General features: G+C 28.1%; 15 protein-coding genes. 12 read left to right on the forward strand and 3 right to left on the reverse strand.

The features are described from left to right. Nucleotides 1-10: 10 nt before the first annotated feature. From trhA to ACRCZX_RS02240, 3 genes are read right to left on the reverse strand one after another with little or no spacing between them, the layout of a single operon-like run. Nucleotides 11-640, reverse strand: coding sequence for a PAQR family membrane homeostasis protein TrhA (trhA, locus tag ACRCZX_RS02230; protein WP_438581314.1), 630 nt, complete (start codon nt 638-640; stop codon nt 11-13). Nucleotides 641-654: 14 nt separating this feature from the next. Next, nucleotides 655-1143, reverse strand: a complete 489-nt coding sequence (locus ACRCZX_RS02235; protein WP_438581315.1) for a deoxycytidylate deaminase — start codon at nt 1141-1143, stop codon at nt 655-657. A gap of 14 nt (nt 1144-1157) precedes the next feature. Further along, nucleotides 1158-2150: a chorismate synthase gene (locus ACRCZX_RS02240; RefSeq protein WP_438581316.1), complete on the reverse strand. Its 993-nt coding sequence runs from the start codon at nt 2148-2150 to the stop codon at nt 1158-1160. A 186-nt stretch (nt 2151-2336) separates the two neighbouring features. Here ACRCZX_RS02240 and obgE point away from each other — a divergent pair, with 186 nt between their 5' ends. The 12 genes from obgE (at nt 2337) to ACRCZX_RS02300 (ending at nt 12714) form a co-directional block, all read left to right on the forward strand. After that, nucleotides 2337-3623: a GTPase ObgE gene (gene obgE, locus ACRCZX_RS02245; protein WP_438581317.1), complete on the forward strand. Its 1287-nt coding sequence runs from the start codon at nt 2337-2339 to the stop codon at nt 3621-3623. 69 nt (nt 3624-3692) lie between these two features. Then, complete coding sequence (gene miaA, locus ACRCZX_RS02250; RefSeq protein ID WP_438581318.1) at nt 3693-4589, forward strand: tRNA (adenosine(37)-N6)-dimethylallyltransferase MiaA; 897 nt, start codon at nt 3693-3695, stop codon at nt 4587-4589. A 107-nt stretch (nt 4590-4696) separates the two neighbouring features. Then, a complete protein-coding gene (locus ACRCZX_RS02255) occupies nt 4697-5083 on the forward strand; it encodes a hypothetical protein (protein ID WP_438581319.1) in 387 nt (128 codons plus the stop codon). A gap of 4 nt (nt 5084-5087) precedes the next feature. Next, a complete protein-coding gene (locus ACRCZX_RS02260) occupies nt 5088-5480 on the forward strand; it encodes an ATP-binding protein (protein WP_438581320.1) in 393 nt (130 codons plus the stop codon). A 1-nt stretch (nt 5481) separates the two neighbouring features. Next, nucleotides 5482-5829, forward strand: a complete 348-nt coding sequence (locus ACRCZX_RS02265) for an STAS domain-containing protein (RefSeq protein WP_438581321.1) — start codon at nt 5482-5484, stop codon at nt 5827-5829. 20 nt (nt 5830-5849) lie between these two features. Continuing rightward, nucleotides 5850-7415, forward strand: a complete 1566-nt coding sequence (rny, locus tag ACRCZX_RS02270; RefSeq protein WP_438581322.1) for a ribonuclease Y — start codon at nt 5850-5852, stop codon at nt 7413-7415. A gap of 276 nt (nt 7416-7691) precedes the next feature. Beyond that, the gene (locus tag ACRCZX_RS02275; protein ID WP_438581323.1) at nt 7692-8294 is read left to right on the forward strand and encodes a DUF445 domain-containing protein; all 603 of its coding nucleotides are present in this window, start codon (nt 7692-7694) and stop codon (nt 8292-8294) included. A 9-nt stretch (nt 8295-8303) separates the two neighbouring features. After that, a complete protein-coding gene (gene ruvB / locus ACRCZX_RS02280) occupies nt 8304-9293 on the forward strand; it encodes a Holliday junction branch migration DNA helicase RuvB (RefSeq protein WP_438581324.1) in 990 nt (329 codons plus the stop codon). Nucleotides 9294-9298: 5 nt separating this feature from the next. Further along, nucleotides 9299-9724, forward strand: coding sequence for an RrF2 family transcriptional regulator (locus ACRCZX_RS02285; protein ID WP_438581325.1), 426 nt, complete (start codon nt 9299-9301; stop codon nt 9722-9724). Nucleotides 9725-9733: 9 nt separating this feature from the next. Beyond that, complete coding sequence (locus ACRCZX_RS02290; RefSeq protein ID WP_438581326.1) at nt 9734-10444, forward strand: RsmE family RNA methyltransferase; 711 nt, start codon at nt 9734-9736, stop codon at nt 10442-10444. Next, nucleotides 10434-11756 carry a tRNA (N(6)-L-threonylcarbamoyladenosine(37)-C(2))-methylthiotransferase MtaB gene (gene mtaB / locus ACRCZX_RS02295; protein ID WP_438581327.1) on the forward strand — a complete coding sequence of 441 codons (1323 nt, stop codon included), beginning with the start codon at nt 10434-10436 and terminating at the stop codon, nt 11754-11756. The genes ACRCZX_RS02290 and mtaB overlap by 11 nt, the downstream gene beginning before the upstream one ends. Further along, on the forward strand, nt 11731-12714 hold the full coding sequence (locus ACRCZX_RS02300) for a LytR C-terminal domain-containing protein (RefSeq protein WP_438581328.1): 984 nt from the start codon (nt 11731-11733) through the stop codon (nt 12712-12714). Before mtaB ends, ACRCZX_RS02300 begins: the two co-directional genes overlap by 26 nt. The last annotated feature ends 15 nt before the right edge of the window (nt 12715-12729 follow it).

A 12729-nucleotide genomic window follows, 5' to 3' on the forward strand; every position in this document is an offset into this window, starting at 1 on the left:
TAATTAAAAACTATATTAAAAAATAAACTGATAGATAATTAAAAATACTTCCAGCTAATACAAAAAGATGCCAAATTCCATGGGTAAATTTTTTGTTTTTCATCAGATAAAAAATTGTACCAATAGAGTAACTAATACCACCCCAAATTAAAAATTTTAAAGATAATGGTGTTGCTAAAGTTTTTAAATCCTTAAATACAAACATTATCATCCAACCCATTAAAAGATAAATTAAAGTAGAGAGAAGGTTAAATCTACCAACAAAAAAAACTTTGAAAATAATTCCAATGAGAGTCATTCCCCATTGAGTGAAAAAAAGAATCCATTTTATTTTACCATCGAAAACACCTAATAAATAGGGAGTGTATGATCCTGAAATCAAAATATATATTGCCGAGTGATCAAGTATTTTAAATATTTTTTTTACTTTACCAACATATAAAATATGATATGTTCCAGACATTGAATATAAAAGTACCAGTGAAAAGCAAAAGATCATAGAACCAATAACATAACCAATATTACCTGTTCTTAAAGAATGGATTAGTAAAGCACCAGTGCCTATAAGAGCTAAAAAAGCTCCGAAATAATGAGTCATTGAGTTAATCCATTCTTCTAATCGTGTTAAAGTATTCCCCATATAAAATCCTCCAATTAATATTTTTTAAAATTTAAAACAAGTTCATCAAATTTTGGATCTAATTGTCTTAAATTAATTTTAGCCGCCATTAAAAGTTTTTTAGAAGCAATGTTTGAATCGGTGTCTTTATATTTATCTGAAAGATATACAATCTCACTAATTCCACTTTGAATAATACTCTTAGCACATTCATTACAAGGAAATAAATCAACATATATAGTGCATTCACGAAGATTTTTAGTGCTATTTAGAATAGCATTAAGCTCAGCATGACAAACATATGCATACTTACTATTTAGAAAATCTCCATCCCTATTCCAAGGGAAATCATCATCAGAACATCCAGCTGGAAGGCCATTGTAGCCAACTCCAACAATTCTTTTGTCTGGAGTTACAATACAAGCTCCAACTTGTGTTCCAGGATCTTTACTACGTTTAGCAGAAAGAATAGCCACTCCCATAAAATATTCATCCCAATCAATATAATCAATTCTTTTTGACATAAAATCCTCCTAAATTAAATTTTACTTTTTAAATATAAATCAGCAAGAGCTATAGCAACTGCATTTTCTAAAACTATAGGAACTCTTAAAATAAAAGCAACATCGTGTCTCCCGCTAATTTGTAATGGAAGAATAGAATTTTCTTTGAAATTAAAAGTATTTTGAGTTTTGAAAATACTAGAAGTTGGTTTTATAGCAACATTTAAAACTAAATCATTTCCATTTGTGATTCCACCGTTTATTCCACCATTATTATTAGATTTAGTTTTACCATTCTTTTCTATAAAAATATCATTGAATTCACTTCCTAGAAATTCAGTTCCTTTAAATCCTGCTCCAAACTCAAGTCCTTTAACTCCAGGAATTGAAAAAATCATGGCTGCTAAAACTGATTCAACTGATTCAAAGAAAGGTTCTCCTAAACCTATTGGTAAATTCATTACCTTTAATGAGATTGTACCACCTAAAGAATCTCCAGAATTGCCAGTTTCAAGAAGATAATTTTCTAGCTTTGAATTGAAGTCATTTTTGTTTAATATGCCTATTTTTTCAATTTCAGTTTCGAAAGTTATAGTTTTTAAGATTTTTTTAGCTATAACACCAGCTGCTACAAGACCAAGTGTGAGTCTGCCAGAAAAATGACCACCCCCTCTAATATCATTGTATCCTAAAAACTTTTTAGTTGCAGAAAAATCTGCATGCCCAGGCCTAGGATGAGTTTTAAAATCAGAATAAACTTTTGAATCAGTGTTACTATTTTCAAAAAAAATATTAATTGGAGCTCCAGTAGTAAAATTATTAAATATACCAGAAGTAAGCTTAGGTATATCTTCTTCAATTCTTGAAGTGGTACCAGTCTTTCCAGGTTTTCTTTTTGAAAGATCTACAATAAAATCATCAACGCAAAGTTTGAGACCGACAGGAACACCATCTATTAAAACTCCAATCCCAGAACCGTGAGATTCTCCGTAAATATGAACTCTAAATTGAGAACCAAAACTATTCATAAAAATCCTCCTAAATCAAAAATATCTACACTAATCAATTTTAACACAAAACTTCATAAAGATTAAATAAAAACATAGTAAAATTAATTGCAAAATATTAGAAAAAAGTGTAGAATATAATGATTAACTAGTGTGAATTAATTATAATTGTTAATATAGATTTGAAAGATAGTGGAGGAGATAACTATGTTTATAGATGAGGTAACTATAACGGTAAAAGCAGGAAACGGTGGAGACGGAGCGGCTACTTTTAGAAGAGAAAAATGCATACAATTTGGAGGTCCAAATGGTGGAGATGGAGGAAGAGGCGGAGATTTAATATTTATTGCCGATTCAAATATTAATACATTAATAGATTTCAAATATAAAAAATTATTCCAAGCAGGAAATGGTGAAAACGGAGCTAAAAAGAATATGTTTGGAAAATTTGGAGATACTTTAGTTATAAAAGTTCCTGTAGGTACTCAAGTTAGAGATGTTGAAACAGGTAAATTACTTTTAGATATGAATAATCTAGGCGAAGAAAGAATTCTTTTAAGAGGTGGAAGAGGTGGATTAGGAAATACAAACTTCAAAACTGCAGTTAGAAGAACACCTACAATGGCAGGTAAAGGTAAAGAAGGATCAGAATTAAGAGTTAAATTAGAACTAAAACTTTTAGCTGATGTTGCATTAGTTGGTTATCCTTCAGTAGGAAAATCAAGTTTAATAAACAAAATATCTGCAGCAAATTCTAAAGTAGGAAGTTATCATTTTACAACATTAGAACCAAAGTTAGGTGTAGTTAGACTTGGAGAAGAAAGATCGTTTGTTGTAGCAGATATACCTGGATTAATTGAAGGAGCTCATGAAGGAGTAGGATTGGGAGATAAATTCTTAAAGCATATTGAAAGATGTAAAATGATTTTTCATATAGTAGATGTTGCTGGAATTGAAGGAAGAAATCCAATAGAAGATTATGAAAGAATAAACAATGAATTGACAAAATTCAGTGGGAAATTAGCAAATAAAAAACAGATTGTTTTAGCTAACAAAATGGATTTAATTTGGGATATGGAAAAGTATGAAGAATTTAAAAAATATGTAGAAGCTCAAGGGAATGAAGTTTTTCCTGTATCTGTTATATTAGGAGATGGATTAAAAGAAGTCTTAAATAAAGCTTGGCATGTGCTACAAGATACTCCAAGAGAAGAGTTAGAAGAAGAAGCTAACATCATGGAAGTATTAAGAGCTAATAAAGTTCAAAAAGAACCATTTACTGTAACTGAAGACGAAGAAGGAGTATTTGTTGTTGATGGTTCAATAATTGATGGAGTTTTAGCTAAATATATTATAACTCATGACGAAGAATCAGTAGTAAACTTCTTACATATGCTTAGAACTTTAGGATTAGAAGAAGCACTAAGAGATGCTGGAGTAGAAGATGGAGATACAATAAGAATTGCAGAAACAGAATTTGAATTTGTTGATTAATTGAATGTTTTTTTTAGCTGAGCCAGTAGGTTCAGCTTTTTTGTATTTAAATTTTGAGAGGTGAGAGATTTGAAAGGTATAGTGATTGTGGGACCTACAGGAGTAGGGAAAACAGAGTTGTCAATAAAAATAGCAAAAGCTTTAAATGCCGCTGTTATTTCGGCTGATTCAGCACAAGTGTATACTGGTATGGATATAGGAACAGCTAAAATAAACAAAGAAGAAATGAAAGGTATAACTCACTATATGATAGATATAGTAGAACCGACAAAAAAATATAGCGTTGGAGATTATCAAAGAAAAGTAAATGGAATTTTAAAAGATATTGAAGAAAAAAATGTTTTATTAGTAGGAGGTACAGGACTATATATAGATTCTGTAATTAGGGGACTTTCTGATTTGCCAGAAAGTGATCTTGTTATTAGAGAAAAATTAATGGCAGAGGATGTAGATACTTTATTTCAGATTTTAAATGAAGTGGACCCTGAAAGTGCAGAAAGTATTCATAAAAATAATAAAAGAAGAGTAGAGAGAGCAATAGAAGTTTATTATCAAACAGGAGAAAAGTTTTCGATATTATCCAAAAGAAATGTAAAAGGAAATGATTTTAAATTTTTAAAGGTCGCTTTAGAGAGAGATAGATCTTCTCTATATGAAAGAATAAATCTGAGAGTTGATTTAATGATGGAAAAAGGATTTTTAGAAGAAGTAAAAATTCTTTACGACAAATATGGAGATATTTTAAAAAAAATAAATATAATTGGTTATTCTGAAATAATATCATATCTGAACGGAGAGATAAACTTAGAGGAAACCAAGGATTTAATAAAGAAAAATTCTAGAAATTATGCTAAAAGACAATTTACATGGTTTAAAAATGATCAAGAGTACAAATGGTATGATTTGGATAAGATGAATGAAGATGAAATATTTAAAGATATTTTAGAAAGATTCAATACCTTATAAAGCCTTAATTAACACATAGTTTACTATAAATCATTAAAAGAATAATCTTGATAAAAAAGTATTCATATGGTATCATTGTACAGAAAAGCTTTAAAAGGAAGTGTTGGATGATAAAGAAGATTTATGTTATATTTTTAATTATTTTGACTGCTTCTTGTTCAAATTTGGACAAAATAAGTGATGAAAATTATTTGAATGTTGAAAATAAATTATTATCTAAATTAGAGCTTATTGAAAAAGATTTGAAGGTGAATGATTCAAAAATATTAAAAGAAAGTTTAGATGTCTCATTAATTAAAAAGTATGAAATAAATAAATTACTTCAATATGATTTATCTAAAGTTAACTTTTATTTCACAAAACCAAAATTTTTTAAAAATTCAGGCAGTAATGTAATAGGTTTTGGATTTAGTGAAGAGATTTTTTATTTTAATGTAGAATACAAATATTTAAATGGTGATTGGAAAATAACCAAATTTACAGAGAGAAGGTGAAAAAATGCAGAATGAAATAAAACTGTATGTTCCATCATCTTTAAAAAATCTTTCTATCATTAGAGCTATGACAAAGACATATTTAGAACATCAAAAAGTAGATCAAAAGGATATTATGAAAATATTATCTATAGTAGATGAACTTGCTACAAATGTTATAGAACATGGCTATGAGTATAAAACTGGTGATATAATTATAGAACTTCAAAAAAATAATGACGTTATACATTTAGTTGTAGAAGATAATGGAATTGGCTTTGACGAATCTAAAATTAGTAAAGATGAAGGCGGAATGGGACTTTTTTTAGCAAAAGCTATGGCAGATAATTTTAAAGTAGAAAGAAAAATCAACGGAACAAAAATAAAAGTAGAAAAAAAAGTCAAGGAGGAAGTATAAAATGACAATAAATTTTGAAATAATTGAAAAGACAGTGGAAGATATAAGAGTGATAAAAGTTTGTGGAGAATTAGATGCATTAGTAGCGCCAAAATTAAAAGAGAGAATAGCTAAGCAAGTAGAACTTGATGTAAATAAATTTGTTATAGATTTTACAGATTTAGTTCATATAAATAGTTTGGCAATGGGTATTTTAAGAGGTAAATTAAGAGTTGTTAGAGAAATTGGAGGAGATATAAAATTAGTAGGATTAAATGATCATATTAAGACTATATTTGAGATGATTGGATTAGACGAATTATTTGATATTTATATAACTGAAGAAGAAGCAATAGCTAGCTTTAAATAATATTATAAAAAGGAGATACGATGAATTTAATAATTGGAATTGGATTAGCTATAATTGGATTAGCTATCATATTTAGTGTGATGTATAAAAAATCTACTATAGATAAAAAAATAGAAGAACTTAATAATTTAGAAGATGAAAAGTTAAAAGCGAAAATAAAAGCAAAAGAAATCTTAGAAAGAGCAGAAAAAGAATCTATAGCTAAAAGTAAAGAAATTGAAATAAAAGCAAAAGAAACAGCTTATCATTTAAAAGAAGAAGCAGAGAAAGAAATAAAATTAGCTAAAAATGATATGCTACAAAAAGAGTTGAGATTAACTAAAAAGGAAGAAAATCTTGAATCTAAAATAGAAAAAATAGAAGTAAGAGCAACGGAATTAGAAGAAGTTAATTTATCTTTAGAAAATAAAAGAAATGAAATTGAAGATTTGAAAAAAGTTCAAGAAGAAACATTAGAAAAAATATCTGAAATGACAAAAAACGAAGCAAAAGATATGTTGATTTCAAAATTAAAAGATGATTTAGTTCACGAAACAGCTTTAGCAATAAGAGAGTTTGAATACAAGCTAGAAGATGAAAAAGATAGATTATCAAAAAGAATTTTATCAACTGCGATAGGAAAAGCTTCATCTGAATTTGTTGCAGATGCTACAGTATCAGTTGTAAATTTACCAAATGATGAGATGAAAGGTAGAATTATAGGAAGAGAAGGAAGAAATATTAGAACTATTGAAGCTTTAACGGGTGTAGATATAATAATTGATGATACTCCAGAAGCTGTAGTTTTATCAAGTTTTGATGGTGTAAAAAGAGAAGTTGCTAGAAGAGCAATTGAAAAATTAATAAATGATGGAAGAATACATCCTGGTAAAATAGAAGAGGTTGTAAATAAGTCTAGAAAAGAGATTGAAAAGGATATAGTTGAAGCGGGAGAACAAGCTTTACTAGAGTTAGGAATTCCAGGAATGCATATGGAAATTATTAAGACTTTAGGAAAATTAAAGTATAGAACTAGTTATGGTCAAAATGTTTTAACACATTCAATTGAAGTAGCAAAGTTAGCAGCAAATTTAGCAGCAGAATTAGGAGCGGATACAAAATTAGCAAAAAGAGCAGGTCTTTTACATGATGTAGGAAAAGTTTTAGATCATGATATTGAAGCTTCACATGCTATAATTGGTGGAGAGTTTTTAAAGAAGTTTGGAGAAAAACCTGCAGTTATAAATGCGGTTATGGCTCACCATAATGAAGTTGAATTTGAAAGTGTTGAAGCAGTATTAGTTCAAGCTTCAGATGCTATTTCAGCTTCTAGACCTGGTGCTAGAAGAGAAACTTTATCAACTTACTTAAAAAGACTTGAAGGATTAGAAGAGATTGCAACTTCGTTTGAGGGAGTAGAATCTTCATATGCAATTCAAGCTGGAAGAGAGATAAGAATAATAATCAACCCTGAAATTGTATCAGATGATGCTGCTACAAAAATGGCTAGAGATATAGCTAAGAGAATAGAAGAAAATATGCAATATCCAGGGCAGATAAAAGTAACTATTTTAAGAGAAACTAGAGCGGTTGAATACGCAAAATAATTGTTTGAAAAAGAGAAGATTCTTTTCTTTCTTATTATTTGAAGGAGATGCTATATAGGAGATGCTATATAGCATCTCCTTTTCTATTTAAATATTTCACCTAATTTTTTTTATATAACTTTTCTTCTTTCGGTGAGGTTTAATTATAATAATAAAAATAAAAAAACTACTGTTTTCATAGTGTAGAAGTGGAAAAAATGTATTGGATATATTAAGTATAAAATGGTATAATAAATAATAATTTATAAAATTGATAAAGAATTGTAAAGGGGAAAAATGTTAGTAAAAGCTGCACTTTTAATTATAATTGGATCTATGATTGGATGGATTACGAACTATATTGCAATAAAAATGTTATTTAGACCATATAAAGAGATAAATTTAGGTTTCTTTAAAATTCAAGGATTAATACCTAAAAGAAGATGTGAGATTGGATTGAGTTTAGCTGAAACAATTCAAAATGAATTTATATCAATGGATGATATAACTAAAAAGTTAGAAAATGCAAATATAGAAGTTCAAATGGAAACAGTAATTGAAGATATTTTAGAAAAAAAACTCGCTTCAGAAATAACTAGCAAGTTTCCGATGTTAGCAATGTTTTTAAATGAATCAACATTAAATAAAATAAAAGAAATAATAAAAAATTCAATAATGGAAAATAAAGATCAAATAATAAATATGTTATTTGAATCTTTAGAAAAAAATGTTGATTTTAAAGAGATTATAGTTGAGAAAGTAGATGCGTTTTCTTTAGAAGAGTTAGAAAGAATTGTATTTTCTTTAGCTAAAAAAGAATTGAAACATATAGAGATAGTTGGTGCAATTTTAGGCGCTCTTATTGGAGTAGCACAATTTGCAATAACATTGTTTGTTTAAGGAGAAAAAATGAATAGAATAGTTTCTAATGAAGAGTTAGAATTTGAAGGTGAGATTCAAAAAAATTTAAGACCGAAGCGTTTAGCCGAATATATAGGACAAGAATCTTTAAAAGAAAAAATGGAGATTTTTATGGAAGCTGCAAAAAGAAGAGGAAGCTGCATAGATCACGTTCTTTTATATGGGCCACCAGGATTAGGTAAAACTACTTTAGCTGGTGTAATTGCGACTGAAATGGGAGTTAATTTGAAAATAACTTCTGGTCCTATACTTGATAAAGCAGGGGATCTTGCAGCAATTTTAACATCTTTAGAAGAAAATGATATTTTATTTATAGATGAAATACACAGACTGAATACATCCGTTGAAGAAATATTATATCCTGCAATGGAAGATGGAGAGTTGGATATAATTATTGGAAAAGGGCCTTCAGCAAGATCAATAAGAATTGAATTACCACCATTTACATTAATAGGTGCAACAACGAGAGCAGGACTTTTAAGTTCACCTCTTAGAGATAGATTTGGAGTAGTTCATAGAATGGATTACTACAAAGAGGATGAACTCGAAGGAATAGTGAGACGTGGAGGATTAATTCTAGGTATTAAAGTAGAGGAAGATGGAGCTAAAGAGATAGCTCTGAGAAGTAGAGGAACTCCAAGAATAGCAAATAGGCTTTTAAAAAGAGTAAGAGATTATTGCGAAATAAAAGGAAATGGAGTTGTAGATTTTAATAGTACAGTAAAAGCTTTAAAGATATTAGGCGTAGATAAACAAGGATTAGATGAATTAGACAGAGATATAATAAAATCAATAATAAATAATTATTCAGGTGGCCCAGTTGGTGTTGAAACATTAGCCTTGATGCTTGGAGAAGATAAGAGAACAATAGAAGAAGTTTATGAGCCTTATTTAGTTAAAATTGGTTATATAAAAAGAACTAGTCGTGGTAGAATGGTTACAGAAAAAGCTTATAATCATTTTGAGATAAAGGAGTAATGAGCATGAAAATAAGTACAAAAGTTAGATATGGTGTAAAAGCATTAGTATATATAGCAGAAGCTACAAAAAAAGGAAATCTAGCTAGAATAAAACAAATTTCTGAATCAGAAGCTATATCTGTTCAATATTTAGAACAGATTTTATTTAAATTAAAAAATGAAAATATAATTCAAGGGAAAAGAGGACCAAACGGAGGATATAAACTTTCAATAAATCCAGAGGAAATAACATTACATGAACTTTATAAAATACTAGATGAGGAAGTAAGAGTTATTGATTGTAATGAAAATAATAAAAGTAAAAATTGCTCAAGTAAAGTTGACGAATGTTCAACAACATGTATTTGGAGTAAATTAGATATAGCAATGACTAAAATTTTAGAGGACACAACTCTAGCAGAGTTAATAAAAAATAAGGATATGATATAGGAGTTTGTAATGATAAGTGTTATAATATCTAAAGAAAATATAGGAAATGAAATAATAGAAATTATAGAGAAAAGTGACATTAATCATCTAAAGAATGCTTTTAGAATAAAAATTGGTGAGATTATAAGAGCAGTCGATGGTGAATATGAATATATTTGTGAAGTTTTATCTATAGAAAAAAAAATAATAGAGGTAAAGATATTAGAGAAAAACGAAGATAAATTTTCTTCAAAAGTTGAAATTGATGCAGCAATTGGCATTTTAAAAAATGATAAAATGGATTTAACAATCCAAAAATTAACTGAAATTGGAATAACAAAAATAGTTCCTTTATTAACAAAAAGAGGTATAGCTAAAATTGTAGAAAAGAAAGATAAGTGGGATTTGATTGTAAAGGAAGCTACAAAACAATGCCAAGCGGTTAAATTAGTAGAAATAGAAGAGCCTAAAAAATTACAAGATCTAGATTTTAGTAAGTATGATTTAGCAATAGTTCCTTATGAATGTGAAGATGAAAATTCTTTGAGAAATATTTTAAATAAAAATAAAAATAAGCCTAAAAGAATTCTTTATATAGTTGGCCCAGAAGGTGGATTTGAAAAAGAGGAAATTGAGTTTTTAATTGAAAAAGGAGTGACTCCTGTATCTTTAGGAAAAAGAATATTAAGAGCTGAAACAGCCTCAATTATAGTAGGAGGAATATTAGTAAATGAGTATTAAAAATAAAAAAGTTGCATTTTATACTTTAGGATGTAAAGTTAATCAGTATGAAAGTGAAAGTTTAAAAAACCAATTGGTAAAAATAGGGTATGAAGAAGAGCAATTTGAAAATAAAGCTGATATATATATAGTTAACTCATGTACTGTAACAAGTATAGCAGATAAGAAAACTAGAAATGTATTAAGAAGAGCAAAGAAAATGAATCCAGAATCTATTGTTATTGTAACAGGTTGTTATGCTCAAACTAATTCAAAAGAGTTATTGGAAATTGAAGAGATTGATTTTGTTGTTGGAAATAGTAATAAGAGTGGTCTTGTTAACTTTATTCAAGATATTGAAAGTAAAAAATCTAAGATTTTAACAGAAAATATCTTTGAAGAAAGAGCATATGAAGAGTATGAATTTGCAACATTAAGAGAAATGTCTAGAGCATATATAAAAATACAGGATGGTTGTAATAATTTTTGTTCTTATTGTAAAATACCTTTTGGAAGAGGAAAGAGCAGATCACGTTCTTTAGAGAGTATATGTAAAGAAGTTGAAGTTTTAACTCGAGAAGGATTCAAAGAGTTTATAATAATAGGAATTAACTTAGGTGCTTATGGGGAAGATCTAAATTCAGATGTAAATTTAGAAAAACTATTAGAAACAGTTGTAAAGCAACAAGGTGTGGAAAGAGTTAGAATAGGTTCAATGTATCCAGACAAAATTTCAGATAGATTTATTAATATTATGAAAGAAAATGAAAAACTTATGCCACATCTTCATATCTCTTTACAATCTTGTGATAATAACGTTTTAGAAAGAATGAGAAGAAATTATGGTTCTGAACTTATATTAGAAAGACTTCTAAAACTTAGAAATGCTGTTCAAAATATGGAGTATACGGCAGATGTAATTGTAGGCTTCCCAGGAGAAACAGATGAGATGTTCGAAAACACATACAATGTTATAAAGAGTATTGGTTTCTCAGATTTACATGTTTTCCAATATTCTGATAGAGAGAAAACTTTAGCAAATACATTTACAGATAAAATTGATGTAAATATAAAGAAAAAGAGAGCAGAAAAGTTAGAAGAGTTAAGAAAAGAAATGGCAAAAGAAAGAAGAGAAAAATATATAGGAAAAGAGTTAGAAGTTTTAGTTGAAGAAGTTAAGGATGATGGTTGTTCTTATGGTTATAGTCAAAATTATTTAAGAATAAAAACGTTGGTTGCAACATCTGGTGTGAATGAATTAGTAAAAGTAGGTATTTCAAACTTAGAAAAGGAGTTACTAATTGCAAATGAAAAGGGAAAAAGGACTGAATAGACAAAGTAAAAATTTAGGTGGGCTTATATTAGCTCTATTGGTTATAGGTGTATTAGGAGTTTTCTTGGGTTATAATCTAAATAGAGATAGTAAAAGATTAGAAGATTGGGATAGGTATGCAGTTATTGGAAAAAATAACATTATTGTAGTTTATGAAGATAAGTTAGCAGTAAAAATACCATTTGATGTTCAAGTTGATAAAGAGACAACAATAAAAAAGTTGGTAGATTCTAAGAACTATAAAATGGTTATGGAATCTATAAATAATTTTTTACCTGAAAAAGTTGAAAACTATAAAGTTGTTAAATATAGCGAAGTATCTTTAAATGTAAAGAACGCTAGAAATATCCCAGAAATGGTAATAGATGATAAGAAATATATTCTTACATCAGGAACACAATCTTTGTTTGCAGATTTATATGGTGGAAGTTTAAAAAATTCTACTAATCTAGTTGTTGATATACTTAATGCAAATGGTGTAGGTGGCTACGCTAGAAAAACTGGTGAAAATTTGAAAAACAAATTATCATTAACATATACAGCAGCCAACTACGAAAAAAATACAGACTATAGCTTAATCAGTATAAATGAGATAAGTAAAGAAAATATAGAGAATATATTAATTAATGTTAATGAAAAATACTTCAAAGTAAAAGAAGATACAGGAATGCCTACATTAGCAAGTGTAGTTTTAGTTCTTGGAAAAGAAAAAGAGATCAATTTTAAAGTTGAGATTAAAGGAACTTCAGCAACAGCTAAATCTGCTTATAAAGATTTAGATGCATTAGGATATAGAAATTTATCTTTAAAAGAAGAGTCTAAAAGTATAGATAAAGCTGTTATTGAATACAATAAAGAGGATTACTATACAGCATTAAAAATTGCTAAAAAATTAAGTATTACTAATATGTTAGAAAACAATTCTTTAAACAATAGAATAAATGTACTAATAGATTAAGAATTAGAAGGAGTG

This window comes from Cetobacterium sp. (genome assembly GCF_051658645.1).
GTDB lineage: Bacteria > Fusobacteriota > Fusobacteriia > Fusobacteriales > Fusobacteriaceae > Cetobacterium_A.

Coding starts and splice junctions, on each gene's coding strand:
- trhA (WP_438581314.1), bottom strand. CDS start 640: ATGGGGAATACTTTAACACGATTAGAAGAATGGATTAACTCAATGACT.
- ACRCZX_RS02235 (WP_438581315.1), bottom strand. CDS start 1,143: ATGTCAAAAAGAATTGATTATATTGATTGGGATGAATATTTTATGGGA.
- ACRCZX_RS02240 (WP_438581316.1), bottom strand. CDS start 2,150: ATGAATAGTTTTGGTTCTCAATTTAGAGTTCATATTTACGGAGAATCT.
- obgE (WP_438581317.1), top strand. CDS start 2,337: ATGTTTATAGATGAGGTAACTATAACGGTAAAAGCAGGAAACGGTGGA.
- ACRCZX_RS02255 (WP_438581319.1), top strand. CDS start 4,697: ATGATAAAGAAGATTTATGTTATATTTTTAATTATTTTGACTGCTTCT.
- ACRCZX_RS02260 (WP_438581320.1), top strand. CDS start 5,088: ATGCAGAATGAAATAAAACTGTATGTTCCATCATCTTTAAAAAATCTT.
- ACRCZX_RS02265 (WP_438581321.1), top strand. CDS start 5,482: ATGACAATAAATTTTGAAATAATTGAAAAGACAGTGGAAGATATAAGA.
- rny (WP_438581322.1), top strand. CDS start 5,850: ATGAATTTAATAATTGGAATTGGATTAGCTATAATTGGATTAGCTATC.
- ACRCZX_RS02275 (WP_438581323.1), top strand. CDS start 7,692: ATGTTAGTAAAAGCTGCACTTTTAATTATAATTGGATCTATGATTGGA.
- ruvB (WP_438581324.1), top strand. CDS start 8,304: ATGAATAGAATAGTTTCTAATGAAGAGTTAGAATTTGAAGGTGAGATT.
- ACRCZX_RS02285 (WP_438581325.1), top strand. CDS start 9,299: ATGAAAATAAGTACAAAAGTTAGATATGGTGTAAAAGCATTAGTATAT.
- ACRCZX_RS02290 (WP_438581326.1), top strand. CDS start 9,734: ATGATAAGTGTTATAATATCTAAAGAAAATATAGGAAATGAAATAATA.
- mtaB (WP_438581327.1), top strand. CDS start 10,434: ATGAGTATTAAAAATAAAAAAGTTGCATTTTATACTTTAGGATGTAAA.
- ACRCZX_RS02300 (WP_438581328.1), top strand. CDS start 11,731: ATGAAAAGGGAAAAAGGACTGAATAGACAAAGTAAAAATTTAGGTGGG.